Consider the following 24,326-nt stretch of genomic DNA (forward strand, 5'->3'; position numbering starts at 1 on the left):
CTCATACACCGCCTCCAACGTCAGTTCCTGTCGTCTGGCGATCTCTTTCGCTCGCACGCCGTCGCTGAACATCAGAATCGTCCGCGACCGGTCTCGTATTCGCCAATCACGACGGCTTCTCGCCATCGCTTCAAGCTTTGTACGTTCTTCCTGCGTCAGTTCCAGCGCTTTCAATGCCATCAGCTTCGTTGCTCGTCCCGTCCAGTTCGAACCATGATTGTAGAGACATTTCATGTCGAAGGCTTATTAACCGGTCAACGAGCGGTGACGCGTGCGTTCCGCCTCCTCTCCCTCCCCACTCAGGATGTTTCATGAGATTGACCCACTTGGGCCGGGTGAGCGTCGGCGCGCGTCTTGCGGCGCTGGCGTGCGCGCTCGTCGCCCTGCTGTTTACCGTTTTCGCGTGGACGCTCGCGCATTTCGCCGGCCAGCAGCTGGCTGAAGAAGCCCACATGCGGATCGTCGACAAGGAACAGTCGATCCGCGCGATGGTCGACTTGTTCGACAAGGCGCTGACGGCCGAAGCGAACCGCTCGATGTCGCTGTTCGCGAGCTTCCTGCCGCCTGATTTTTCGCTCGACCCGGCGCGCACCGTCGACATCGGCGGCGTCGCCGCGCCGACCCTGCTCGCGGGCGGCCAGCCGCTCGACCTCGACTATTCGATTCCCGACCAGTTCCTGAAGAAAAGTGGCGCGATCGCGACGATCTTCGCGCGCGACGGCGACGATTTCGTGCGCATCACGACGTCGCTGAAGAAGCAGGACGGCGCGCGCGCCGTCGGGACGAAACTCGACCGTGCCGGCCCCGCCTACGCGCCGCTCGTCGCCGGGCGCAGCTACACGGGCCTCGCGAAGCTGTTCGGCCGGTCGTACATCACGCAGTACAAGCCGGTGACCGACGCGACCGGCCGCGTGATCGGCGCGCTGTTCGTCGGCCTCGACATCGGCAACGAACTCAAGCTCGTCGAGGACGGCATCCGCTCGCTGAAGATTGGCGACAACGGCTACTACTTCGTGCTCGATGCGTCACAGGGCCCGTCGCGCGGCACCTTCGTCGTGCATCCGGATGCCGACGGCCGGCCGGCCGACGACACGCGTGCGCCGTATGCACAGATGCTCGCGGCCGGCGAGGGGCGGCTCGCGTATACGTCGACCGACCCGGCCGCGCACGATGGCGGGCCGACCGCGAAATTCGTGTCGTTCACGACGATTCCGCAGTGGCAATGGCTCGTCGGCGGCATCGCGCTCGACGACGAACTGCTCGCCACCATGCGCGCCACCCGCAACCGCTTCCTGATGATCGGCGCCGTGCTCGTCACGGCATTCGCGACGCTGTTCGTCATCGTGGTGCGCCGCGTCGTGAGCCGGCCGCTCGATGCGGCGGCACGGGCCTCCGAACGCTATGCGGCGGGCGATCTCAGCGTGCGCATCCGTGATGGCGCGGCCACGCGCGGCCATGCGGGCGACGACGAGATCGGCCGGCTCGTGCAGGCGGTCGACGGGATCGGCGACGGCCTCGCTCGGATCGTCGCGCAGGTGCGCAACAGCTCCGCCGACATCGCGCGCGGCACGGTCGACATCGCGGCCGGCAGCAGCAACATCGCCGCGCGGATCGCGACGCAGGCGAGCAGCGTCGAACAGACGGCCGCCAGCATGGAACAGATCACCGCCGCCGTGCAGCAGAGCGCCGAGCACGCGGCGCAAGCCAATGCGCTGGTCGCGGACGCGTCGGCGGCCGCGACGAACGGCGACGCCGCGGTGCAGCGCGTGGTCGCGACGATGGACGACATCGGCCGCGCGACGCGCCGGATCGCCGAGATCACGGGCACGATCGAAGGCATCGCGTTCCAGACCAACATCCTGGCGCTGAACGCGGCCGTCGAGGCCGCGCGCGCGGGCGAACACGGCAAGGGCTTCGCGGTGGTCGCGGCCGAAGTGCGCGCGCTCGCGCAGCGCAGCGCGGCCGCGGTCAAGGAGATCGACGCGCTGAGCGCCGAATCGTCGACGACCGTCGAACAGGGTTACCGGATCGCGGAGGCCGCACGCGGCACGATGCGCGACATCGTCGCGCGCGTCGACCAGGTCAGCACGCTGATCGGCGAGATCAGCGCCGCGTCGCGCGAACAGTCGACCGGTATCGAGCAGGTGAACCTGGCCGTCACGCAGATCGGCGACGCGACGCAGCAGAACGCGTTGCTGATCTCGGATGCCGAACGCGCGGCCGTCGCGCTGCGCGACCAGGCCGCGCACCTGTCGGACGCGGTCAGCGTGTTCCGGCTCGAACGGAACGCGTGACGGAGAACGGCTGGCCGGCGACGGCCGGCCCATCGCCTACTTCTTGTTCTTGTCGTCGCCTGCCAGATCGATCGCCTTGTCCGATCCCACCGCATTGCGCAGCTGGAACTTCTGGATCTTGCCGGTCGACGTCTTCGGCAGTTCGCCGAACCGCACGGCCTTCGGCACCTTGAAGCCCGCGAGCAGCGCCTTGCAATGCGCAACGATTTCCTCCTCGGTCGCGCTCGCGCCTTCGCGCAGCTCGACGAACGCACATGGCACCTCGCCCCACTTCGGGTCGGGCATCGCGACGACGGCCGCCACCGCCACCGCAGGGTGCCGGTACAGCGCATCCTCGACCTCGATGCTCGAGATGTTCTCGCCGCCCGAGATGATGATGTCCTTCTTGCGATCCTTGATCCGGATATAGCCGTCCGGCATCAGCACCGCGAGATCGCCGGTATGGAACCAGCCGCCGTGGAACGCCTCGTCGGTCGCCTTCGGGTTCTTCAGGTAGCCCTTCATGCAGATGTTGCCGCGGAACATGATCTCGCCGAGCGTCTCGCCGTCGGCCGGCACCGGCGCCATCGTGTCGGGATCGAGCACCGTCGCGCCCGCCTCCAGGTGATAGCGCACGCCCTGGCGCGCGTTGAGCCGCGCACGCTCCTCGTCGCTCAGTTCCTCCCAGTGCGACTGCTTCGCGCAGACGGTCGCCGGGCCATAGACCTCGGTCAGTCCGTATACGTGCAGCAGGTCGAAGCCGATCTCCTTCATCTTCGCGATCACGGCCGGCGCGGGCGCCGCGCCCGCCACCATCGCGTGCACCGTGTGGTCGATGCCTTCACGGAATTCGGCCGGTGCGTTCGCGATCGCGCTCTGCACGATCGGCGCGCCGCAGTAATGCGTGATGCGTTCGCGGCGGATCAGGTCGAACACCGTCTTCGCATCGAACTTGCGCAGGCAGACGTTCACGCCCGCGCGCGCCGCGACGGCCCACGGGAAGCACCAGCCGTTGCAGTGGAACATCGGCAGCGTCCACAGGTAGACGGCGTGCTTCGGCATGTCCCATTCGAGGAGGTTGCTGACGGCCGCGAGATACGCGCCGCGATGGTGGTAGACGACGCCCTTCGGGTCACCGGTCGTGCCGGACGTGTAGTTCAGCGCGATCGCATCCCATTCGTCGGCGGGCGGCGTCCATGCGTAGTCGGCGTCGCCGCTCGCGACGAGCGCCTCGTAGTCGGTCGCGCCCGCGAAACGCGCGGGGTCGGCCGGCATCGCGTCGGCCACGCTGACGATCTTCAGGCCCGGCACCTCGAGCGCCGCGCGATGCGCGAACTCCGCGTACTCGGTGTCGACGATCAGCACCTTCGCCTCGCCATGACGCAGCATGAACAGCACCGACGACACGTCGAGCCGCGTGTTGATCGTGTTCAGCACCGCGCCGGCCATCGGCACGCCGAAGTGCGCCTCGACCATTGCCGGAATGTTCGGCAGCATCGCCGCGACCGTGTCGCCACGTTCGACGCCGAGCCGCGCGAGCGCGCTCGCCAGCTGCTTCGCGCGCGTGTAGGTCTCGCCCCAGGTGCGCCGCACGTCGCCGTGCACGATCGCGAGGCGCTCGCCGTAGACTTCGGCCGTCCTGACCAGGAAGTCGATCGGGGTGAGCGGCACGTAATTCGCGTCGCGGCGGCCGAGTCCGGCCTCGAACATCTGCGTCATGATCCTGTCTCCCGTGTCCTGTCGACCGGGGCGCATCCACCCCGGATCGTTTTGATGTGGTTCAATTGCCGACAGCCTAACGGGCGCTATTGTGAGCCGTCTGTCATCGAAACGACAGAGTGCCTTTCACGCGCTGCGCGTTATCCCTATCCTCGCAAACCCGCACCCATGCACGCCCCTCTCGTTGCCCCGCCCGACGCGCCCGCCCACCCGGCCGACGCGCTGCCCGAACCGGGCCCGCTGCCGGCGCTGGCCATGCTGTTCGGCCAGTGCGCCTGGTTCCGCACGCTCGCGCCCGAGCACCAGGCGCTCGTGCTCGCGCAGTCGCGCGTCGAGCAGTGCGAGGCCGGCGATGTGATCGCCCATCGGCTCGCGCCATCCGAATACTGGATCGGCGTGCACCGCGGGCTGCTGAAGCTCGCGATCTTCAACGCGTCGGGGCGCGGCTGCACGTTCTCCGGCGTACCGTCGGGCGGTTGGTTCGGCGAAGGCAGCGTGATCAAGCGCGAGCTGCGCAAGTACGAGGTCGTCGCGATCCAGCGCTCGACCGTGCTGTTCGTGCCGGTCGACACGTTCCATGCGCTGCTCGATACGAGCCTGCCGTTCACGCGCTTCGTGATCCATCAACTGAACAACCGGATGGGCGAGTTCATCGCGTCGATCCAGAACAGCCGGCTGCTCGACGTCGATGCGCGCGTCGCGCAGGCGCTCGCGCAGCTCTTCAACCCCGACCTGTACCCGGACACCGGCCCGTCGCTGTCGATCTCGCAGGAGGAACTGGGGATGCTCGTCGGCGTATCGCGGCAGCGCATCAACCAGGCGCTGCAGCAGCTCGAGAAGCTCGGCGCGCTGCGGCTCGCGTACAACCAGATCGACGTCGTCGATCTCGGTGCGCTCGCGCGTGTCGGGATGGAGCAGATCTGAGCGCGGGCCGATGAACGGAATCGCCATCGAAGCAGCACGCCCATCCGGTATCGCGACCGTTTTCCGGCCGTCGCGCCGCGCTGCGTTTCCTCTGCTGAATCGGCGATCGGCCGCCCCGCCCCGACCTGACAATTCCGCCAGTTTCGCGACAGTAACCCGTTGCGGGCCGACGCCTATCATTCGGGTTCCATTTACCCACGCCTGATCTCCGCCCGTCCCGCTGCCTCCATGTGGATCGTCAATCTCGCGCTCAAGCGCCCCTACACGTTCATCGTGATGGCCATCATGATCGTGCTGGCCACCCCGCTTGCGCTGATGCGCACGCCGGTCGACGTGCTGCCCGCGATCAACATTCCCGTGATCAGCGTCATCTGGAATTACAGCGGCTTCTCCGCGACCGAGATGACGAACCGCATCACGTCCGTGCATGAGCGGATCCTGACGACGACCGTCAACAACATCCAGCACGTCGAATCGACATCGTTGCCCGGCATCGCGGTCGTGAAGGTGTTCCTGCAGCCGGGTGCGAACGTGCAGACGGCGATCGCGCAGACGGTCTCGTCCGCGCAGGCGATCGTGCGGCAGATGCCGCAGGGCGCGACGCCGCCGCTCGTGATCACCTATTCGGCGTCGAGCATCCCGGTGATCCAGCTCGGGCTGTCGAGCAAGACGCTCAGCGAACAGTCGCTCGCCGACATCGCGCTCAACTTCCTGCGCCCGCAGCTGATCACGGTGCCGGGCGTGCAGATCCCGTTCCCGTACGGCGGCCGCACGCGCGTGGTCGCGATCGACCTCGATCCGCAGGCGCTGCAGTCGAAGGGGCTCACGCCCGCCGACATCGTCAACGCGGTCAACGCGCAGAACCTCGTGCTGCCGACCGGCACCGCGAAGATGGGCCAGACCGAATACCGGATCGACACGAACGCGTCGGCCGATACGGTCGCCGACATCAGCAGCCTGCCGGTCCAGACGATCAACGGCGCGACGACCTACCTGCGCGAGGTGGCATCGGTGCGCGACGGCTTCGCGCCGCAGACCAACGTCGTGCGTCAGAACGGCCAGCGCGGCGTGCTCATCTCGATCCTGAAAAGCGGCGATGCGTCGACGCTCAAGGTCGTGTCGGACCTGAAGACGCTGCTGCCGCGGGTGATCCCGACGCTGCCCGAAGGGCTCACGATCACGCCGCTGTTCGACCAGTCGGTGTTCGTCAACGCGGCCGTCCAGGGCGTGATCCACGAGGCGCTGATCGCCGCCGTGCTGACCGCGATGATGATCCTGCTGTTCCTCGGCAACTGGCGCAGCACGCTGATCATCGCGATCTCGATCCCGCTGTCGATCTTCACGTCGCTGATCGCGCTGTCCGCGCTCGGCGAGACCATCAACATCATGACGCTCGGCGGGCTCGCGCTCGCGGTCGGGATCCTGGTCGACGATGCGACCGTCACGATCGAGAACATCGAGCGGCACCTGCATCTCGGTACCAACCTGCACGACGCGATCCTCGAAGGCGCGGGCGAGATCGCGGTGCCCGCGTTCGTGTCGACGCTGTGCATCTGTATCGTGTTCGTGCCGATGTTCTTCCTGACGGGCGTCGCGCGCTTCCTGTTCGTTCCGCTCGCGGAAGCCGTCGTGTTCGCGATGCTCGCGTCGTACGTGCTGTCGCGCACGCTGGTGCCGACGCTCGCGATGCTGCTGTTCCGCGCGCAGCAGGCGGGCACCGGCCCCGACCAATCGACGTCGCGCTTCGCGCGCATCCATCACGCGTTCAACGCTGCGTTCGAGCGGCTGCGGGCGTGGTACATCGTGCTGCTCAGCATCCTGCTGGTGCGCCGCCGCTTCTACGCGACGTGCTTCCTCGGCTTCTGCGTGCTGTCGACGGGCCTCGTGTTCGTGCTCGGCCGCGACTTCTTCCCGAATGCCGATTCCGGCAACATCCGGCTGCACATGCGCGCGCCGACCGGCTACCGGATCGAGGAAACCGCGCGCCTCGCCGACCAGGTCGAGCGCGTGATCCGCGAAACCGTGCCGCCCGACGAACTCGGCGCGATCGTCGACAACCTCGGCCTGCCGGTGAGCGGCATCAACCTGTCGTACAGCAACGCGGGCACGATCGGCACGCTCGACGGCGAACTGCTGATCGCGCTGAAGCCCGGCCACCGCGCGACCCAGCACTACGTGCAGGCGCTGCGCAAAGTGCTGCCCGAGCGCTTCCCGGGCGTCGAGTTCTTCTTCCAGCCGTCGGACATCATCACGCAGATCCTCAACTTCGGCCAACCGGCCGCGATCGACCTGCAGGTGCTCGGCAACGATCTCGCGAGTAACATGACTATTGCGAGCGGCCTGATGAAAAAGATCAGGCAAATCCCCGGCGCCGTCGACGTGCACGTGCTGCAGCGTAACGACGAACCGACCCTGCTGGCCGACATGGACCGTACGCGCATGCAGCAGCTCAACCTCTCCGCGCAGAACGTCGCGCAGAACATGCTGATCTCGCTGTCCGGCAGTTCTCAGACCACGCCGTCGTTCTGGATCAACCCGCGCACCGGGGTCCAGTACCCGCTGCAGATCCAGACCCCGCAATACAACATCTCGTCGGTGGACGACCTGCTCGGCACGCCGATCTCGGCGAGCGGGCGCACGGGCATGCCACTGCAACTGCTCGGCAACCTCGTGCAGGTGCGCAGCACCGCGAACCCGGCCGTGATCACGCACTACAACATCCGCCCGGCGATCGACGTGTACGTGAGCGTCGAAGGCCGCGACCTCGGCGCGGTGGCCGGCGAGATCGACCGCATCGTGTCGGATGCGCGCGCGACGCTGCCGCGCGGCACCGAGCTGACGATGCGCGGCCAGATCGAGACGATGCGCACGTCGTATATCGGCCTCGGCGCGGGCGTCGCGATGGCGATCGTGCTGGTCTACCTGCTGATCGTCGTCAATTTCCAGTCGTGGCTCGACCCGCTGATCATCATCAGCGCGATGCCGGCCGCGCTCGCCGGCATCGTCTGGATGCTGTTCATCACCGGCACGCACCTGAGCGTGCCCGCGCTGACGGGCGCGATCATGACGGTGGGCGTCGCGACCGCGAACAGCATCCTGGTCGTGTCGTTCGCGCGCCAGCGCCTCGAGGCCGGCGCGCCGCCGCTCACGGCCGCGCTGGAAGCCGGCGCGACACGGATCCGGCCGGTGCTGATGACGGCGCTCGCGATGATCATCGGGATGGTGCCGATGGCGCTCGGTCTCGGCGAAGGCGCCGAGCAGAATGCGCCGCTCGGCCGCGCGGTGATCGGCGGCCTGCTGTTCGCGACCGTGTCGACCTTGCTGTTCGTGCCGCTCGTGTTCGGCGGCGTGCATGCGCGGCTGGCCCGCCGGCGTGCGCGCCAGGCCGGCCACTGACTTTCGTCCCACTACCCGGTTGATTTGGTTGAATTTATGGAAGAGAAACATCACAGCGCCGTCGGCATCCAGGTGGACGAACACGGCATGCACCTGCCGCCACGGTCGTCGGTGTCGCGACGCGGGAAAATCGTCCTGATCGTGATCGGCGTGCTGCTGGCCGCCGGCGCCGCGCGCACGGTCGTCGTCAACGTGCTGAACCACAACCGGCTCGACGCGGTCGCCCAGCAGAACACGCGCCAGTACGTGACCGTCGCACATCCGGTCGATGCGGCCACCGGCGGCAAGCTGACGCTGCCCGGCACGCTGCGCGGCTTCGTCGAGGCGCCGATCTACGCCCGCGCGAGCGGCTACGTGCTGCGCTGGCAGGCCGACATCGGCGCGCACGTGAAGCAGGGCCAGACGCTCGCCGAACTCGATACGCCCGAGCTGAACCAGGAACTCGCGCAGGCCACCGCGCAGCGCCAGCAGGCGCAAGCCGCACTCGCGCTCGCGAAGACGTCGTTCGACCGCGCGCAGCAGTTGCGCCAGCGCGATGCCGTCTCGCAGCAGGAACTCGACGACCGGCAAGGCGCGTTCAACCAGGGCACCGCGAACCTCGCCGCGGCCGATGCGAACATGCGCCGCCTCACCGAGCTGAAAGGCTTCCAGCGGATCGTCGCGCCGATCGACGGGATCGTCACGCAGCGCAACGTCGACGTCGGCGATCTCGTCAGTTCCGGCAATGCGGGCCGCTCGCTGTTCACGGTCGTGCAGGCCGACCGGCTGCGCCTCTACGTGCAGGTGCCGCAGGCGTACGCGCAGCAGGTGAAGGTCGGCCAGCACGTGAGCGTCGCGCAGGCCGAGCTGCCGGGCCGGACCTTCGACGGGACGGTCACGCGCACGTCCGAAGCGATCGACGTCGCGACGCGTTCGCTGCAGATCGAAATCACGCTGCCGAACCCGGACGGACGGCTGCTGCCCGGCGCATACGTGCAGGCGACGCTGCCGATGACGCCGGTCGGCCGCCTGCAGGTGCCGGCCAATACGTTGCTGTTCCGCGCCGAAGGCCCGACGGTCGCCACCGTCGATGCGAATGGCCAGGTGCGCCTGAAGCAGGTGACGGTCGTGCGCACGATCGGGCAGACGCTCGAAGTCGACGGCCCGCTCACGCCGAATGACCGCCTCGTCACGAACCCGAGCGACGCGCTCGCGAACGGCGACCCGGTGATCGTCACGGCACCGGCCGCGAAGCCGGCCTCCGGCGCTGCGGAGGCGAAGTCGTGATCGCGATGCGCGTCCGCCGGCGGCCTGCCGCCGTCTCCATCACGTCGGTTGCGCTCGCCGCCGCGCTCGCCGGCTGCACGGTCGGCCCCGATTACAAGCGGCCCGATGTCGACACACCGGCCGCGTGGCGGCTCGACCCGGCGGATGCGTACTGGCATCCGGCCGCGCCGGCCCGCGCGCCGCTCGACCCGGCATGGTGGACCGCGTTCGGCGATCCGCAGCTCGATGCGCTGGAAGCCGACGCGCTGCGCAACAACCAGAACCTGAAAGCCGTCGCCGCGCGCTACGACCAGGCGAAGGCGACGCTCGCGTCGGTCGCCTCGGCGCAGTATCCGGCCGTCGGCCTGAACGCGAGCGGCCAGCGCTTCAAGATCTCCGCCGATCGGCCGCAGACCAACTACGCGACGAAAAGCACGTCGACCGTGCAGAACGAGATCCAGGTCGGCGCGGCCGTCAGCTACGAGCTCGACCTGTTCGGCCGCGTGCGGCGCAGCGTCGAATCGGCGCAGGCGACCACCGAGCAGGCCGGCGACGATTTCGCGAACGCGCGCCTGGTGCTGACCGCCAATCTCGCGTCGAGCTATTTCGCGCTGCGCGAATTCGATACCGAGATCGACGTCGTCAAGCGCTCGATCGACCTGCAGCAGAAAGCGCTCGACTACGTGAGCGCGCGCCACGACCTCGGCGCGGTGTCGGGCCTCGACCTGCTGCAGCAGCGCGCGCAGCTCGACGCGACGCGCACGCAGGCGCAGTTGCTGCTCCAGCAGCGCGTGCAGGTCGAAACCGCGATCGCGACGCTGGTCGGCACGCCGGCCCCCGCCTTCTCGATCGCGCCGCGCGTCGTGCCGATCAACGCGCCGGCGCTGCCGGCCGGCCTGCCGAGCGACGTGCTGCAGCGGCGCCCCGACGTCGCGTCGGCCGAGCGCGCGATGGCCGCCGCGAATGCGCAGATCGGCGTCGCGCGCGCCGCGTATTTCCCGCGCATCACGCTGTCGCCCGATATCGGCTGGGACGCGACGCGCTTCGCCGGCCTGTTCACCGTGCCGGCGTTGCTGTGGTCGGTCGGCGGGTCGCTCAGCCAGCCGCTGTTCCAAGGCGGCAAGCTGAAAGCCGGTGTCGATTTCGCGCAGGCCGGCTATGTCGCCGCGCAGGCCAGCTACCGGCAGACCGTACTCACCGCGTTCCAGGAGGTGCAGAATGCGGTCACGGGACTGTCGGTGCTCGCCGACGCCGCGCAGCAGGCCTCCGCGGCCGTCGACGATGCGCGCAAGCTCGTGTCGCTCGCGCAGGATCGCTACGCGGGCGGCCTGACGCCGTTCATCGACGTGCTGACGGCCCAACAGCAGTTGCTGACGAGCGAGCGGCAGGCCGTGCAGATCCAGGGCCAGCGCGCGGCGCTCGTCGTGTTTCTCGCGAAGGCGCTGGGCGGCGGCTGGGATGGCCAGGCCGCGGGCGGCCCCGCGCCGGCCGAGGTCGCCACGGCAGCGCCGGCGCCGGCCCCGGCCCCTGCGCACCCGAGCCCTTAACCGGATTACCCGGACAACGGATTCCCACATGAAAGTCCTGATCGTCGAAGACGAACCGAAAGTCGTTGAATACCTGAAGAGCGGCCTGACCGAGGAAGGCTGGGTCGTCGACACCGCGCTCGACGGCGAGGACGGCGCGTGGAAAGCCGTCGAATTCGACTATGACGTGGTCGTGCTCGACGTGATGCTGCCGAAGCTGGACGGCTTCGGCGTGCTGCGTGCACTGCGCGCGCAGAAGCAGACGCCCGTCATCATGCTGACCGCGCGCGACCGCGTCGACGACCGCGTGCGGGGCTTGCGCGGCGGCGCCGACGACTACCTGACCAAGCCGTTCTCGTTCCTCGAACTGATCGAGCGGCTGCGCGCGCTGACGCGCCGCGCCCGCGTGCAGGAATCGACGCTGATCTCGATCGGCGACCTGCGGGTCGACCTGATCGGCCGCCGCGCGACCCGCGACGGCACGCGGCTCGACCTGACCGCGCAGGAATTCCAGCTGCTCGGCGTGCTCGCACGGCGCAGCGGCGAGGTGCTGTCGAAGACGACCATCGCCGAACTCGTGTGGGACGTGAACTTCGACAGCAACGCGAACGTCGTCGAAACGGCGATCAAGCGCCTGCGCGCGAAACTCGACGGCCCGTTCACGGACAAGCTGCTGCACACGATCCGCGGCATGGGCTACGTGCTCGAGGCGCGCGAGGACGGCGACACCGAGAGGCCCGCATGAAACGCTCGATCGTCCTGCGGCTGTCGGCGATGTTCGGCATCGTGTCGCTGCTCGTGTTCACGCTGGTGGGCTGCGGGCTGTTCGTGATGATGGAGCGCCAGCTGTTCGCCGAGCTGCGCGCGACGCTCGACACGCGCACCAAGGTCGCCGAGATGATCGTGTCGCATGCGACCACGGCCATGCGCGGACGTCTCATGCAGGAGAAACTCGCCGACCTCGAGCCGCCCGACGGCTCGACGCACTATCAGGTCGACAGCCCGAATCCGGATTTCCGCTTCGGCACGCCCGTCGACGGCGTGCCCGTCGGCGCACCGTTCGGCGCCTTCCAGCGCTACGCGCTGAACCACAGCACCTACGACGTGATGACGAAGACCGTCATGGTGGCCGGTAACGGCGAGCGGCCGACGCTGAAGCTGATCGTCGCGAGCTCGTGCGAGCGCACGCAGCGGATGCTGCGCCGCTTCGGCTGGACGCTCGCGGGGCTGATCGCGATTGCCACGATCATCACGCTGCTGCTGAGCCGCGCGGTGGCCCGCTTCGGGCTCGCGCCGCTCGACCGGCTGTCGCAGGACGCATCGGCGATCAGCCTCGCGAACCGCCGCCAGCGGCTGCAGACCGACGCGCTGCCGCCCGAGCTGCGCGACCTCGCGACGTCGTTCAACGGTGCGCTCGACCGCATCCAGCAAACCTACGCGCGGCTCGAGGCGTTCAACGCGGACGTCGCGCACGAGCTGCGCACGCCGGTCAGCATCCTGATCGGCCAGACCCAGGTCGCGCTGACCAGCCGCGACCGCACGGTCGAGCGGATGCAGCGGACGCTGCAGTCGAACCTCGAGGAATTCGAGCGGCTGCGCGTGATCATCAACGACATGCTGTTCCTGTCGCGCAGCGACCGCGGCGAACGCGCGACCGACCTGAAGGACGTGTCGCTCGCCGACGAAGTGCGGCGCATGCTCGACTTCCTCGAGATCCCGCTCGACGAGGCGCAGTTGCGCGCCGAGCTGCACGGCGATGCGCGCGCGGCCGTCGATCCGTCGCTGTTCCGCCGCGCGATGACGAACCTGCTGATCAACGCGATCCAGCATTCGGCGCCCGGCGCGACGGTCAGCGTGACGATCGTGCGTCGCGACACGCTCGTCGAAATGTCCGTCGCGAACCCCGGCGAGCCGATCGACCCGGCCCGGCGCTCGCACGTGTTCGAGCGCTTCTACCGGCTCGAGGAAGCCCGCGCGAACAGCAAGGAGAACCACGGGCTCGGGCTGTCGATCGTCAAGGCCGTCGCCGAGATGCACGGCGGCAGCGTATTCGTCGCGTGTTCCGGCGGCATCAACACGTTCGGGTTCTCGGTATCGACCCAACCCGCCGCAGGCACCCCGCTGCGCCCGGCCGACGCGCGCGATGCGCGGCCGGCCCACGCGCCGCGCGCACTGCACTGACGGCGGCCGCGCCAGTCGACGTCCAGCCGCTCTTCCGACCGGCGCTTGCCTGCCTCGAACGCGGCCCAGGACGGGTTACGCGCGCGGTTTGCCGCCCTGCTCGCGCCAAGCCCGCGGCGACATCGCAAACCGCTCCCGAAACACGCGACTGAAATGCGACATGTCGTTGAATCCCCAGCGCAACGCGATGTCGGACACGCGCAGCACCGCGCATTGCGGATTCGCAAGATCCTGCGCGCACCGTTCGAGCCGCAGGTTCAATACGTAACGCATCAGCGACGTGTTTTCGGCCTCGAACAACTTGTTGATGTACCGCGACGAAATCCCGATCGACCGCTCGATCATCATCGGGCTCAGCTCCGGATCGTGCAGGTGCTCGAGCAGATGCCGCTTCACACGCGTCAGCGTCAACGCCTTCATCCTCGATTGCGCGAGGTCGTTGCGCTGCATGCCCCCGAGCGTCATCGCGATCAGCGAGATCGCGGTATCCGACAACTGCCGCATCTCTTCCTCGGTCACGCTGCGGATCTGCGACGACATCTGCTCGAGAAACGCACGCATGACGCTGCCGACGCCCTCCCCGGTTTGCGTCGGGCAGGCCGTGCGGTGTTCCATCCCGATGACGAGCTGGTTCAGGGTCGCGCGGGGAATGCTGACGACGATCTCGCGCCACGACTGGCCGAACTGCAGGTGGTGAGGCCGGGTCGCATCGTAGATCGCAAAATCCCCGGGGCGCAGCGTGACGATCTTGCCGTCCTGCTCGACCGATTGGCTGCCCTCGAGCATCAATACGCCGAAATACTTGTCCTCATACTCGCTCCGCGCCTGGCGATAGCGCCGAATCACGGCCTGCTCGCTGGCGTAGATTTCCGAGATTCGCATCTTTTCGCATTTGCGCTGCCGCACCTGACCGAAGAAATCAGCTTTCTGCACGGCCGCGATCTGCACGTCCGCGAACAAGCGCAGAATCGTCTCGCGCCAAAACTCGATACGCTGGCTGATCGAGCCGTCGGTCGCCACCTCGATCGCCGAATTCGTCCATTCGACCGGCGGGCTGCCGGACGCCGGGCCGGGCGCGTCACTGCTTGCGGCGCGCGGGAAAGGACGCATCGTCATGATCGTGCCCCACATGGGTTAGCCAACACGCAACCGGTAGCGTGCCCGTTCAAAAGCGCATTGTCCAATCGGCAACGGTGCAAGCCGCGTTGCCGGTCGGACCGACATGCGGCGCGGCGGCGATGCGCTGCCGCGCCGGGCATGTCATGCGAATGCCGTCTGACGCCAGTCGGAAGACTGTTCATACGCATAGGCGCAGCGGTAGATCGTCGCCTCGTCGAAGCGGCGCCCGACCAGTTGCAGCCCGATTGGCAGATCGTCAGCTACCCCGCACGGCAGCGACATGGCCGGATGCCCGGACACGTCGAACGGCGCGGTATTCGCGAGCATCTCGAACGCCCGCGTCAGCGACTCGGACATCGCACAGCCGGGCTTCGGCAGTTCCGACGCGCGGATCGGGACGGTCGGCATCAGCAATACGTCATACGACTGCAGCGCCGCGTCGTAAGCCGATCGCAAGCGTCGCGCGAGGTTCTGGCACTTCGCGTAATAGCGCCCGCGATACCGGCTCGTGAAATATTCACCGAGCAGCATCGTCACCTTCACGGTATCCGGCAGCTCATCGGCGCGCTCGCGCCAGCCCGCGTGATGATCGATCATGCCGGTCACGTACAGGCCGCCCCAGTTGAAACCGTGGCTGTTGCCCTTCATCATCTGCTGCGTCGCCCCCTCGGCCGCGATCGGCAGCCAGATCGTGGTGCCGGCCGCATGCAGCGGCACCGACACTTCGTCGACGCTCGCGCCCAGCTTGCGCAACTGGAGCGCGGCGACCCGCACGGCCTCGTCGACCACTTTCTCCGAATTCGCGAGCCCGAACGCCTCGCGCAGAATGCCGATCCGCAGGCCGGCGATGCCGTCGCGGATCGCGCCGAGATAATCGGCGCGCGGCGGCAGCATCCGTTGGCGCGGATCGAGCCCGTCGTCGCCCGCGATGACGTCGAGCAGCAGCGCGTTGTCGAGCACGGTGCTCGTCATCGGCCCGAGATGATCGACGGTCGCCTCGATCGGCATCGCGCCGGTATACGGCACGAGCCCGTGCGTCGGCTTCATCCCGTAGATGCCGCAATAGGCGGACGGGATTCTCACCGAGCCGCCCTGGTCGCCGCCGAGCGCCATGTCGACCTCGCCGCTCGCGACCAGCGCGCCGCTGCCGGACGACGAGCCGCCGGACGAGTGTCCGGCCTTGCGCGGATTGTGTACCGGCCCCGACGCGCTCGTGTGCGAGCCGCCGGAAAAGCAGTAGTACTCGCAGGTCGCCTTGCCGGCGATCGTCGCGCCGGCGTCGAGCACCCGCGTGACGACGGTCGCATCGACATCGGGCACGTAGCCCTCGAACGTGCTCGCGCCATTGCGCATCGGCACGCCGGCGACGCAGATGTTGTCTTTCACGGCCACCGTCTTGCCGCGCAGCTTGCCGTCGGCGGCGCCGTGGATCGTACTCTTCTGCGCCCATGCGCCGTAACGGTTCTCGTCGCCTTCCGGGCGGTAGCCGGGCGTGCGCGGATACGCGACGACGGGCAGATGGTCGGGCAACGCGTCGATCATGTCGTACGCGTCGAAGTTGGCCTGCAGCGCCTCGTCGTACTCGGCGAGCTGGCGGGAATCGACATGAAAGCCGAAGCCGGCTGCAATATCGGACAGTTGTTCGCGGGTCGGGCGTTTGATGGCCATCGACGTTCTCCAGTTCGGTAAGCGGCGCCCCCAGCCTCGGCGGCGCCGGCGGGATTCAGCGGGCGACGGCGTCGCGCATCAGCCCGGTGCGCGGATGACAGTTCACGTATTCGTAGACCTGATGCCTTGCGTCGAAGACGGAAACCTCGTGATACAGCCTCAGTTTCGACAGCCCGGTGACGACGCGGAAGAACGTGACGAAGATCCGCAGGTGCGTCGGATGGGATTCGGCCCAGCGCTCGAGGCGGTCGAGCGAGCGCCAGTGGCCGATGTTGTAACTCTCGTCGAGCACGTTGCCGTCGAGATCGATCGAGCGCACGTAGCGATTGCTGTAGCAGCCGACGTCCTTGCCGTTGTCGCGCAGGAACTCCATTCCGCTGCGCAGCGTCGGCTCGATCTCCTCCAGATACAGTCGGCGCTCGTCGCTCTCCGCCGCGCGCCAGTCCTGACCGGACCGAATCAGCGCGATGTTGTCGTGTGCCAGTACGACCACACGGCCGCCGCGAGCCGGATCGCCCTCGACGATGCGCAACTCGCCGTTCGCGTTCATCCAGTCCGTCTGCGAGATCGGGAACCGGTCACGCATCGATCCCCAGTAGCCGTGCTCCTCGATCTCGCCGCTGACGCCGTCCATGATCGCGCCGACGCCGGGGAAATCGCTCGTAAACGCGTAAAGCGTCTCGAACTGCTCGGCGCGCGGCGCGACGATTTCCCGGAAGTAGCCGATCCCGTCCGCGAGGCGTGCGTCGGAGGCCCACCATTCGACGATTGCCGGCGACGTAATCCAGCGCGCATACGCAGCCGGATCGCGCCAGTAGCCGACGGCAATCAGGTTCTCGTAGCCCTGGTCGTCGGTGTGTTGTGTCAGGTCGAAGTTGTTCGGGCCGTCCTGCGCACCGAAATCGGTGACGATCCGGCGCAACGCGGCCAGTGCCACCGCGCGCTTGTCGGCGCCGTTGTATTGCACGCCGAAATAGCCCATCACGACCTGGCTCAGGTCTTCGGCGGCCCGGGCGACGTACATCGGGAACGGCGGCTGGTAATCGTCGGCGACGCGGCGTGACAGCGTTCGCGGGCAGATCAGGTGTTTGTCGATGGCGGATTCCATGCGTGACCTCTCTGGAAAGGGAATCGGGTGTCGAGGTATCGACGTTGGGGGACACGAAGCGACATGCACCGGCCATATCCCGGCGCATGCGGGTCGTCAGAAGATGTGCGCGTAACGCAGGCCCGCGAGCACACTGTTCTTCGGACCGTTGCGCACGCTCAGGTCGGTGCCGAGCTGGATCTGCACCTGGTCGGCCTTCGTCACGAACTTCGCTGCGGTGATCCGCAGGCGCGTGGTGCGCAGCGCGTCGTTGTTGTCCGCGCCGTCGACGCTCGTTTCACCGCCCCAGAGCTGGGTGATGCCGATCCCGAGCGACGTGCCCGGATCGGGCATGTAACGCACCATCGCCTGTGCGCTGTAGCTCATCCGCTGATGCAGCGTCGCACCGTTCGCGCCGTACGACGTGTTGTTGCCGTACCAGATCGCGTCGCCGACGAGATCGAGCGCCCACTGCGGAGAAAAGTGCTTGACGTAGGCCGCCTGGAAATCCAGCGACCAGCGGTTGGCGCCGAGATTGAGACCGCGGTTCTGGTCGTAACTCCCGGTCGGCGCGTAAACGTAGACCGTCGCGGCGACGACGTCCTTCGCTTCGTTCAGGCGGAATTTCAACGGAGCGGTCAGGATCACGTCGCCGACGCCGTTCGTACTGCCAAGCGCGCCGGCGTTGCCGAAGCTGCTGATGTGACCGAACGGCAGCAACACCTGCGGATCGATCGTGAGCCTGTCGGTGAGCTGGAACACATGCAGCAGGCGGGCGATGCCGACATTGGACTGCAGGTCGAAATCCGACGTCCGGTGGCCATTCGCGTAGTACGCGTTCGTCGCCGAATAGTTGTAGTACAGCACGCCGATCGTCGCGCCGACCGGATACTGCTCGTAGTCGCCGGGATCGACCTCGACCGCGCCCGCGTAATGCGATGCGACGACCATCAGCGACAGGCCGATCCAGCGCGCGATTCGCTTCAGTTTCATTCTGTTGACGTTGTCCATCATGCTCCTCACCTGGATGCGCAGACACCGCCATGCTCGACGTACGACGAACGGGAACCGTTGCCGGACGGTGGAATCGCGGGTTACTGGCTGACTGTTATTCCGCCGGTACTCGGGAGAGTGCCGACGATTCGCGACGCCGGACGGCCGTCGCTTGAGGGTGAGAATAGAAAGGCAAAATCCGCATTTCTGTTTTCCGGCGGAACAAGAAATTGGCTGTGGCGGGCCTCCTCGGCCAGCGCCGTGCAGCGGTCGCGAAACGTGCGCGGGCAGCCGCCGTTTCATGCCGGACGCGCTGTCGATGCCGCGAATCGCCGTGCATCCGCTGCGCATCGGCGCCTGCCGCGCAATGGGGCCGTCTCGGCATAGTTTCCGATCCGTGCCGGCAAAGAACCGCGCTTTTTCTCTTCTTACCCTGCTCGTCGAGCGTGACGACACGATGCGCCCACACGCCGCCACGGCAGTCGCAACGCCGTGGCGGCGGTCGACCCGAACCACGACAAGGAGCCCCACGATGAACCCGATTCCTTCCGAGGAAACAGCCTCGACGCCCGGCGAACGCGCCTGGGCGCTGTTTCGCGTGATGAAAGAGAAGAACCTGATTCCCGACGGCTATATCGAAAATCTGACCGAGCTGATGTCCACGACCTGGGATCCGGCCAACGGCGCGCGCATCATCGCGCGCGCGTGGGTCGACCCGGTGTTTCGCGAACTTCTGCTGACGGACGGCACGGCCGCATGCGCGCAGTTCGGCTACACCGGTCCGCAGGGCGAATACATCGTCGCGCTCGAAGACACCCCCACGCTGAAGAACGTGATCGTCTGCAGCCTGTGCTCATGCACGAACTGGCCGGTACTCGGGCTGCCGCCCGAGTGGTACAAGGGCTTCGAATATCGTGCACGGCTCGTCCGCGAAGGGCGCACGGTACTGCGGGAGCTCGGCACCGACCTGCCCGATGACGTCGTCGTGAAGGTGTGGGACACGACCGCAGAGAGCCGCTATCTCGTGCTGCCCGTGCGGCCGGCCGGCAGCGAGCACATGACCGAGGAACAACTGCGCACGCTCGTCACGAAGGACGTGCTGATCGGCGTTGCGCTGCCGCGCGCGCATTGACGCGCACCCCGTTTCGCTCTCGACCTTCATCTCGGAGATCACATATGGACGGCTTTCACGACCTCGGCGGATTCCAGGGTTTCGGCCCGGTGCCGCATACGATCAACAGTCTCGGCTACAAGCCGGTCTTCAAGGAAGACTGGGAGCATCTCGCGTACAGCCTGATGTTCGTCGGGGTGGACCCACTGAAAAAATTCAGCGTCGACGAGGTACGTCACGCAGTCGAACGCATCGACGTGCGCCAGCACGTCGGCACGCGCTACTACGAGCGCTACGTAATCGCGACCGCAACATTGCTCGTCGAAACCGGCGTGCTCGCGCAGGATGAACTCGACCGCGCGCTCGGTTCGCATTTCCGGCTCGCGAACCCGCCGCGATCCGGCGGCCGCGCGGCCCCACCCGCGTCGACGCGGTTCGAGGTCGGCGATCGCGTCGTCGTTCGCGACGAATACGTCAGCGGACACATCCGCGCGCCGGGCTACGTTCGCGGCAAGGCAGGCGTCGTGTTGCACCGGACGACCGAATCGTGGCCATTCCCGGATGCGATCGGCCACGGCGACACCGGCGCCGTGCATCAGCCGACCTATCACGTCGAGTTCCGCGTGAAGGATCTGTGGGGCGACGCCGCCGACGACGGCTATGTCGTGGTCGACCTGTTCGAAGGCTACCTGGATCGCGCGTCCGGGCAGAGCGCATGACGACGCCGGCAAATCGACACGTGCCTGCGGCCACGGCGCCGAGGATTCCGGTCACCGTGCTGTCCGGCTTCCTCGGCGCCGGGAAAACGACGTTGCTGAACCACATCCTGCGCAACCGCGCCGGCCTGAAGGTCGCCGTGATCGTCAACGACATGAGCGAAGTGAACGTCGACGCCGACGACGTGCGGCGCAATGTCGAGCTGCATCGAGGCGAGGACGAACTGGTCGAAATGACCAACGGTTGCATCTGCTGCACGCTGCGCGCCGATCTGCTCGAGCGGATCAGCGCGCTTGCGCGGCAGCGTCGCTTCGATTATCTGCTGATCGAGTCGACGGGTATCTCGGAGCCGATGCCGGTCGCGGAGACGTTCGCGTTTCTCGACCGGGACGGTTTCAGCCTCAGCGAACTCGCGCGGCTGGACACGCTCGTCACGGTGGTCAACGGCGAGACGTTCGAGGACATGATCGCTTCGGCCGAACCGGTCACGCGCGACGCTCCGCTCGCGAACGGCGGCGATGCCGATCCACCGCGCAAGCTGTCGGATCTGCTGATCGAACAAGTCGAATATGCGAACGTGATCCTCGTGAGCCGACTCGACCGGATCGGCCACGCGGGTTTCGAGCGGCTGCGCGCAATTCTGGCGTCACTGAATCCATCGGCGCGCATCCTGCCGATGCAGCACGGCAAAGTCGATCCGTCGGACGTCCTGGATACGCGGCGCTTCGATCTACCGGCGCTCGTCGAATCGCCGGGATGGATGCAACGCATGCAGGCCGACGAACGCCCGTCGGAATCGGACGCGTACGGGGTCGTGTCGTGGGTCTATCGCGAACGTGCGCCGTTTCATCCGGCGCGCCTGCTCGCGTGGCTGAGTCGCCCCTGGACCAACGGCCGACTGCTTCGCTGCAAGGGATATGTCTGGGCTGCGCACCGATATGCGGAAACCGCCATGCTCGTGCAGGCCGGCGACGCGTTCCAGTGGGGCTACGTTGGCCGATGGTGGCGGTTTACCCCACCGTCGGACTGGCCGCACGACGACTATCGTCGCGAGGCCGTGCTGAAGAAATGGGAGGAACCGGCTGGCGATTGCCGGCAGGAAATCGTGTTCATCGGGCAGTCGATCGATTACGTCCAGTTGCGTCGCGAACTTGATGCGTGTCTGCTGACGGTCGCAGAAATCGACTCAGGCCCGGAGTCTTGGCGCCAGTTTCCGGAAGCTGACACGTTCGACGCGCTCGCGACTACCGCCCATCCGTGAAGTGGGATTCGACGGCGTCGTTTGCAACGCCTGCGACCGACGACTTTCGATCGGCCGGTGGGCGTTGCGCCCGGTTCAGCGTGACGTGAATCCCGACAGCGCCGCCAAGGGCAGTTTTCTTCAATACGGGCCCGTGCGGCTCCCGTAGTCTCGATGCGACTTTCGACCTTTCGCATGGAGACATCCAATGAGCATGCTGGTTTCGATGGCCGCATTCGCGCTCGCCTCGTCGATCACCCCCGGCCCCGTCAATATCGTCGCGCTCAGTGCCGGCGCACGCCACGGCCTCGGCGCGAGCCTGCGCTATGCGGCCGGCGCGACGCTCGGCTTCGTCGCGCTGTTCCTGCTGATCGGCCTCGGGCTGCACGCGGCGCTCGCGCGCTGGCCGGTACTGACGACCGCCACGCAGTGGTCGGGGATCGCGTTCCTGCTTTACATGGCGCTGCGGCTCGCGCTCGACGACGGCCGGCTGTCGGCGGATCCGGACGTGGCCGGCCCGTCAGCGGCGGCCGGCGCGGCGATGCAGTGGCTGAATCCGAAGGCGTGGCTCGCGTGCGTGGCCGCGATGGGCGCGTATGCGGCCGATGGCGACCGCACGCAGGTCTGGCAGTTCGCCGCGCTGTATCTGGTGATCTGTTTCGCGTCGATCGCGTGCTGGTCGTATGTGGGCGCGTCACTGCGGCATCGGCTGGCGAACGCGCGGCACATGCGCGTGTTCAACCGGCTGATGGCGCTGCTGCTCGCGGGCAGCGCACTCTTCCTGCTCGACGCCTAGAGTTTGCTGTTCAGCTCGTCGCGCTGCGGTACTGGCCGGGCGTCGCCGCCGCGATCCGCCGGAACGCGCGCTGGAAGTGCGCCTGGTCGGCGAAGCCCGCGTCCAGCGCGACGTCGGCGATCGGCCGGCCGCGGCGCAGCTCCGTGCGGCCGTACTGCACGCGGCGATCGATCAGGAAGGCATGCGGCGTCATCCCGTAGCGGGCGTTGAACGCGCGGATCAGATATGACGGCGACAGATCGGCCGCCGCGCAGATCGCATCGAGCGTGACGCCCTCACGGCAATGTGCGGCGATGTAGTCGGCCGCGCGCGCGAGCCGGGCGTTGTCGTCCCCGGCGCGCGGGCCGGGCAATTCGCGATCGAGCGCGCCGTGCAGCGCCGTGAAAAACTCGACCGCCGCGCTCTCCTTGCCGAGCGGATCGATGCCTGGCGCGACGAGCGTGCGATAGAAGCCGTCAAATTGCGCGAACAGATCGCGCCGCTCCGTCAACTTCTGCGAAAAACCGTGAAAATCGTTGTTCGGATCGCGACCCAGCGAATGCTGAAGCCGCGCGAGCCACGGCACGTCGACATAGACCATCCGGTACGCCCATGCGTCGGGGCCATACGGATTGCACGCATGCACCTGTTCCGGATCGATGACCACGAGCACGCCGCGCCCGACGTGCTCGTTCGTCGCGCCGTTCACGTAGGTGCTCGTGCCGCCGACGATCGCGCCCACCGAAAACGTGTCGTGCGTGTGTTTCGCGTAACAGATCGCGCGGCCGTCGTCGACGGTGCGCGCCTCGATGAACGGCAGCGCGGCGTCACGCCAGAACGGCGACGGGACGACGGATCGGTTGGCGGTACGGCTCACGCGGCGGGCTCCCGGTTCGGACGGCGAACGCTCACCGTACAAGACTGTGCGGCGCCGCGCAACCGGATCGGCGGATTGCGGCTTCAATACCGGATCGCGCCGTTTCGCCTAAGCTTTGAATTCCGTCCGCCGCGGCACGCGCAGCGATTCCGTTCCTTCCTCTCCCGTCACACACATGCAAATCGATCTGAATGGCAAGACCGCAGTCGTCACCGCCTCCACCGCCGGCATCGGGCTCGCGATCGCCGAAGGGCTCGCGCGCGCCGGCGCGCGCGTCGTCGTCAACGGCCGCAGCGATGCGTCGGTGCAGTCCGCGCTCAAGCACCTGCGCGCCACCATCCCCGATGCAGACTTCGACGGCGTCGCGGCCGACCTGTCCGATGCCGCCGGCGTTGCGCGCATCACGCAGCACACACCTGCGGCCGACATCCTCGTCAACAACGCGGGCATCTACGGCCTGAAGGCGTTCTTCGACATCGACGACGCCGAATGGGAGCACTATTTCCAGACCAACGTGATGTCCGGCGTGCGCCTCGCGCGGCATTACCTGAAGGGGATGATCGAACGCGATGCCGGGCGCATCGTGTTCATTTCGTCGGAATCGGGCCTGAACATCCCGGTCGACATGATTCATTACGGTTTCACGAAAACGGCGCAGCTGTCGATCGCACGCGGCCTCGCGAAGCTCGCGGCCGGCACCCGCGTGACCGTCAACTCGGTACTGCCGGGGCCGACGATGTCGGACGGCGTGCGGGCACTGCTGAAGGAAACGGCCGACGAAACCGGCCGCAGCGTCGAGGACGTCGCCGTGGATTTCGTGCGCAACCACCGCTCGAGCTCGATCATCCAGCGGCCGGCGACGCCGGAGGAAGTCGCGAACATGGTCGTCTACGTGTGCTCGCCGCTCGCCTCGGCAACGACGGGCGCCGCGTTGCGGGTGGACGGCGGCGTGGTCGACACGATCGCGTAACGGCGAACGGGCAAGGCCGCCGCGCTAGCGCGAGGCGGCCTTGCCCAGCTGGAGCGTGCCCTTGCGGTCGGCGTTCATGCAGGAATCGAAGCCGTATTGCGTGACGACGCCGGCCCTGTCGAACACGACGAAATACTCGCGGTGATCGTTGCCGTGCTCGATGAAGTAGTTGTAGCAGACACCGTTGCCGTTGCGGACCATCCAGACACTGCGCGGATTGCCGGCGGCCCGGACGACATCGGCGCGTGTCGCGCCGTGCCGCGACGCGGCCCTCGCGAGCGGCGTGCGCGAATACGAGAATGGCAGCCACGAGTCGAACCACGCGCAACCGTGCAACATCAGGCAGCTGGCGGCCAGGGACAGCGTCGCTGCGGGACGGGACATCGTAATCAATCGCATGCTTGGGAAAATCGGCCGCGCCATGCCGGCGTAATCGAAAGCCCCATGCTACTCGACCTTTGGGTCCGGATCGAAAAGAAATGTAGAGATCTTTATCCGAATCCTT

General features: G+C 67.2%; 20 protein-coding genes. 12 read left to right on the top strand and 8 right to left on the bottom strand.

The window, feature by feature from the left end; all coding sequences use genetic code 11:
- A partial coding sequence (locus CFB82_RS26200) for a hypothetical protein (RefSeq protein ID WP_218829056.1) occupies positions 1 to 234 on the bottom strand: 234 nt, incomplete at its 3' end.
- Between the two features lie 77 nt (positions 235 to 311).
- Here CFB82_RS26200 and CFB82_RS26205 point away from each other — a divergent pair.
- Complete coding sequence (locus CFB82_RS26205) at positions 312 to 2,294, top strand: methyl-accepting chemotaxis protein (protein WP_089485882.1); 1,983 nt, start codon at positions 312 to 314, stop codon at positions 2,292 to 2,294.
- 36 nt (positions 2,295 to 2,330) lie between these two features.
- Here CFB82_RS26205 and CFB82_RS26210 read toward each other — a convergent pair whose 3' ends face one another.
- Positions 2,331 to 3,992: an acyl-CoA synthetase gene (locus CFB82_RS26210; protein ID WP_089485883.1), complete on the bottom strand. Its 1,662-nt coding sequence runs from the start codon at positions 3,990 to 3,992 to the stop codon at positions 2,331 to 2,333.
- 168 nt (positions 3,993 to 4,160) lie between these two features.
- Here CFB82_RS26210 and CFB82_RS26215 point away from each other — a divergent pair, with 168 nt between their 5' ends.
- From CFB82_RS26215 to CFB82_RS26240, 6 genes are all read left to right on the top strand, one after another.
- Positions 4,161 to 4,916, top strand: coding sequence for a Crp/Fnr family transcriptional regulator (locus CFB82_RS26215; protein WP_174943712.1), 756 nt, complete (start codon positions 4,161 to 4,163; stop codon positions 4,914 to 4,916).
- 228 nt (positions 4,917 to 5,144) lie between these two features.
- A complete protein-coding gene (locus CFB82_RS26220; RefSeq protein WP_089485884.1) occupies positions 5,145 to 8,312 on the top strand; it encodes an efflux RND transporter permease subunit in 3,168 nt (1,055 codons plus the stop codon).
- A 36-nt stretch (positions 8,313 to 8,348) separates the two neighbouring features.
- Positions 8,349 to 9,578, top strand: a complete 1,230-nt coding sequence (locus CFB82_RS26225; RefSeq protein ID WP_089485885.1) for an efflux RND transporter periplasmic adaptor subunit — start codon at positions 8,349 to 8,351, stop codon at positions 9,576 to 9,578.
- A 5-nt stretch (positions 9,579 to 9,583) separates the two neighbouring features.
- Entirely contained in the window at positions 9,584 to 11,104 is a 1,521-nt protein-coding gene (locus tag CFB82_RS26230) for an efflux transporter outer membrane subunit (RefSeq protein WP_083266082.1), read from the top strand.
- 28 nt (positions 11,105 to 11,132) lie between these two features.
- Positions 11,133 to 11,828, top strand: coding sequence for a heavy metal response regulator transcription factor (locus tag CFB82_RS26235; protein ID WP_011355331.1), 696 nt, complete (start codon positions 11,133 to 11,135; stop codon positions 11,826 to 11,828).
- Positions 11,825 to 13,264: a heavy metal sensor histidine kinase gene (locus CFB82_RS26240; RefSeq protein ID WP_089485886.1), complete on the top strand. Its 1,440-nt coding sequence runs from the start codon at positions 11,825 to 11,827 to the stop codon at positions 13,262 to 13,264. Before CFB82_RS26235 ends, CFB82_RS26240 begins: the two co-directional genes overlap by 4 nt.
- A 75-nt stretch (positions 13,265 to 13,339) precedes the next feature.
- Here the strand turns inward: CFB82_RS26240 and CFB82_RS26245 are convergent, their stop codons facing one another.
- The 4 genes from CFB82_RS26245 to CFB82_RS26260 all read right to left on the bottom strand — a co-directional run bounded on the left by CFB82_RS26245 (position 13,340) and on the right by CFB82_RS26260 (position 18,152).
- Complete coding sequence (locus tag CFB82_RS26245; protein ID WP_089485963.1) at positions 13,340 to 14,380, bottom strand: helix-turn-helix domain-containing protein; 1,041 nt, start codon at positions 14,378 to 14,380, stop codon at positions 13,340 to 13,342.
- Between the two features lie 144 nt (positions 14,381 to 14,524).
- On the bottom strand, positions 14,525 to 16,051 hold the full coding sequence (locus tag CFB82_RS26250) for an amidase (RefSeq protein WP_089485887.1): 1,527 nt from the start codon (positions 16,049 to 16,051) through the stop codon (positions 14,525 to 14,527).
- Between the two features lie 55 nt (positions 16,052 to 16,106).
- Positions 16,107 to 17,159 (bottom strand): aliphatic aldoxime dehydratase, encoded by a 1,053-nt coding sequence (gene oxdA, locus CFB82_RS26255; RefSeq protein WP_089485888.1) that lies wholly within the window; start codon positions 17,157 to 17,159, stop codon positions 16,107 to 16,109.
- Between the two features lie 96 nt (positions 17,160 to 17,255).
- On the bottom strand, positions 17,256 to 18,152 hold the full coding sequence (locus CFB82_RS26260; protein ID WP_089485889.1) for a transporter: 897 nt from the start codon (positions 18,150 to 18,152) through the stop codon (positions 17,256 to 17,258).
- Positions 18,153 to 18,663: 511 nt separating this feature from the next.
- Here CFB82_RS26260 and nthA point away from each other — a divergent pair.
- The 4 genes from nthA to CFB82_RS26280 all read left to right on the top strand — a co-directional run bounded on the left by nthA (position 18,664) and on the right by CFB82_RS26280 (position 21,995).
- Positions 18,664 to 19,263 (top strand): nitrile hydratase subunit alpha, encoded by a 600-nt coding sequence (gene nthA / locus CFB82_RS26265; protein WP_089485890.1) that lies wholly within the window; start codon positions 18,664 to 18,666, stop codon positions 19,261 to 19,263.
- 44 nt (positions 19,264 to 19,307) lie between these two features.
- Positions 19,308 to 19,961, top strand: coding sequence for a nitrile hydratase subunit beta (nthB, locus tag CFB82_RS26270; protein WP_089485891.1), 654 nt, complete (start codon positions 19,308 to 19,310; stop codon positions 19,959 to 19,961).
- Positions 19,958 to 21,220, top strand: a complete 1,263-nt coding sequence (locus tag CFB82_RS26275) for a GTP-binding protein (RefSeq protein WP_089485892.1) — start codon at positions 19,958 to 19,960, stop codon at positions 21,218 to 21,220. Before nthB ends, CFB82_RS26275 begins: the two co-directional genes overlap by 4 nt.
- A gap of 187 nt (positions 21,221 to 21,407) precedes the next feature.
- Positions 21,408 to 21,995, top strand: a complete 588-nt coding sequence (locus tag CFB82_RS26280; RefSeq protein WP_089485893.1) for a LysE family translocator — start codon at positions 21,408 to 21,410, stop codon at positions 21,993 to 21,995.
- 10 nt (positions 21,996 to 22,005) lie between these two features.
- Here CFB82_RS26280 and CFB82_RS26285 read toward each other — a convergent pair whose 3' ends face one another.
- Positions 22,006 to 22,851 (bottom strand): AraC family transcriptional regulator, encoded by an 846-nt coding sequence (locus tag CFB82_RS26285; RefSeq protein WP_089485894.1) that lies wholly within the window; start codon positions 22,849 to 22,851, stop codon positions 22,006 to 22,008.
- Positions 22,852 to 23,026: 175 nt separating this feature from the next.
- Between CFB82_RS26285 and CFB82_RS26290 the strand changes: the two genes are divergently transcribed.
- Positions 23,027 to 23,821, top strand: coding sequence for an SDR family NAD(P)-dependent oxidoreductase (locus CFB82_RS26290; protein ID WP_089485895.1), 795 nt, complete (start codon positions 23,027 to 23,029; stop codon positions 23,819 to 23,821).
- A 24-nt stretch (positions 23,822 to 23,845) separates the two neighbouring features.
- Here CFB82_RS26290 and CFB82_RS26295 read toward each other — a convergent pair whose 3' ends face one another.
- Positions 23,846 to 24,220 (bottom strand): hypothetical protein, encoded by a 375-nt coding sequence (locus tag CFB82_RS26295; RefSeq protein ID WP_089485964.1) that lies wholly within the window; start codon positions 24,218 to 24,220, stop codon positions 23,846 to 23,848.
- Positions 24,221 to 24,326: the final 106 nt, after the last annotated feature.

The sequence above is a fragment of the Burkholderia sp. HI2714 genome (assembly GCF_002223085.1).
Taxonomy (GTDB): Bacteria; Pseudomonadota; Gammaproteobacteria; order Burkholderiales; family Burkholderiaceae; genus Burkholderia; species Burkholderia lata_D.

Excerpts from the sequence above, each read along its gene's own strand:
- CFB82_RS26275 (WP_089485892.1), top strand. The coding sequence starts at position 19,958 with ATGACGACGCCGGCAAATCGACACGTGCCTGCGGCCACGGCGCCGAGG.
- CFB82_RS26220 (WP_089485884.1), top strand. The coding sequence starts at position 5,145 with ATGTGGATCGTCAATCTCGCGCTCAAGCGCCCCTACACGTTCATCGTG.
- CFB82_RS26260 (WP_089485889.1), bottom strand. The coding sequence starts at position 18,152 with ATGATGGACAACGTCAACAGAATGAAACTGAAGCGAATCGCGCGCTGG.
- CFB82_RS26210 (WP_089485883.1), bottom strand. The coding sequence starts at position 3,992 with ATGACGCAGATGTTCGAGGCCGGACTCGGCCGCCGCGACGCGAATTAC.
- nthA (WP_089485890.1), top strand. The coding sequence starts at position 18,664 with ATGAACCCGATTCCTTCCGAGGAAACAGCCTCGACGCCCGGCGAACGC.
- CFB82_RS26225 (WP_089485885.1), top strand. The coding sequence starts at position 8,349 with ATGGAAGAGAAACATCACAGCGCCGTCGGCATCCAGGTGGACGAACAC.
- CFB82_RS26245 (WP_089485963.1), bottom strand. The coding sequence starts at position 14,380 with ATGACGATGCGTCCTTTCCCGCGCGCCGCAAGCAGTGACGCGCCCGGC.
- CFB82_RS26235 (WP_011355331.1), top strand. The coding sequence starts at position 11,133 with ATGAAAGTCCTGATCGTCGAAGACGAACCGAAAGTCGTTGAATACCTG.
- CFB82_RS26250 (WP_089485887.1), bottom strand. The coding sequence starts at position 16,051 with ATGGCCATCAAACGCCCGACCCGCGAACAACTGTCCGATATTGCAGCC.
- CFB82_RS26215 (WP_174943712.1), top strand. The coding sequence starts at position 4,161 with ATGCACGCCCCTCTCGTTGCCCCGCCCGACGCGCCCGCCCACCCGGCC.
- CFB82_RS26230 (WP_083266082.1), top strand. The coding sequence starts at position 9,584 with ATGCGCGTCCGCCGGCGGCCTGCCGCCGTCTCCATCACGTCGGTTGCG.
- CFB82_RS26280 (WP_089485893.1), top strand. The coding sequence starts at position 21,408 with ATGAGCATGCTGGTTTCGATGGCCGCATTCGCGCTCGCCTCGTCGATC.
- CFB82_RS26240 (WP_089485886.1), top strand. The coding sequence starts at position 11,825 with ATGAAACGCTCGATCGTCCTGCGGCTGTCGGCGATGTTCGGCATCGTG.
- CFB82_RS26295 (WP_089485964.1), bottom strand. The coding sequence starts at position 24,220 with ATGCGATTGATTACGATGTCCCGTCCCGCAGCGACGCTGTCCCTGGCC.
- oxdA (WP_089485888.1), bottom strand. The coding sequence starts at position 17,159 with ATGGAATCCGCCATCGACAAACACCTGATCTGCCCGCGAACGCTGTCA.
- nthB (WP_089485891.1), top strand. The coding sequence starts at position 19,308 with ATGGACGGCTTTCACGACCTCGGCGGATTCCAGGGTTTCGGCCCGGTG.
- CFB82_RS26205 (WP_089485882.1), top strand. The coding sequence starts at position 312 with ATGAGATTGACCCACTTGGGCCGGGTGAGCGTCGGCGCGCGTCTTGCG.
- CFB82_RS26290 (WP_089485895.1), top strand. The coding sequence starts at position 23,027 with ATGCAAATCGATCTGAATGGCAAGACCGCAGTCGTCACCGCCTCCACC.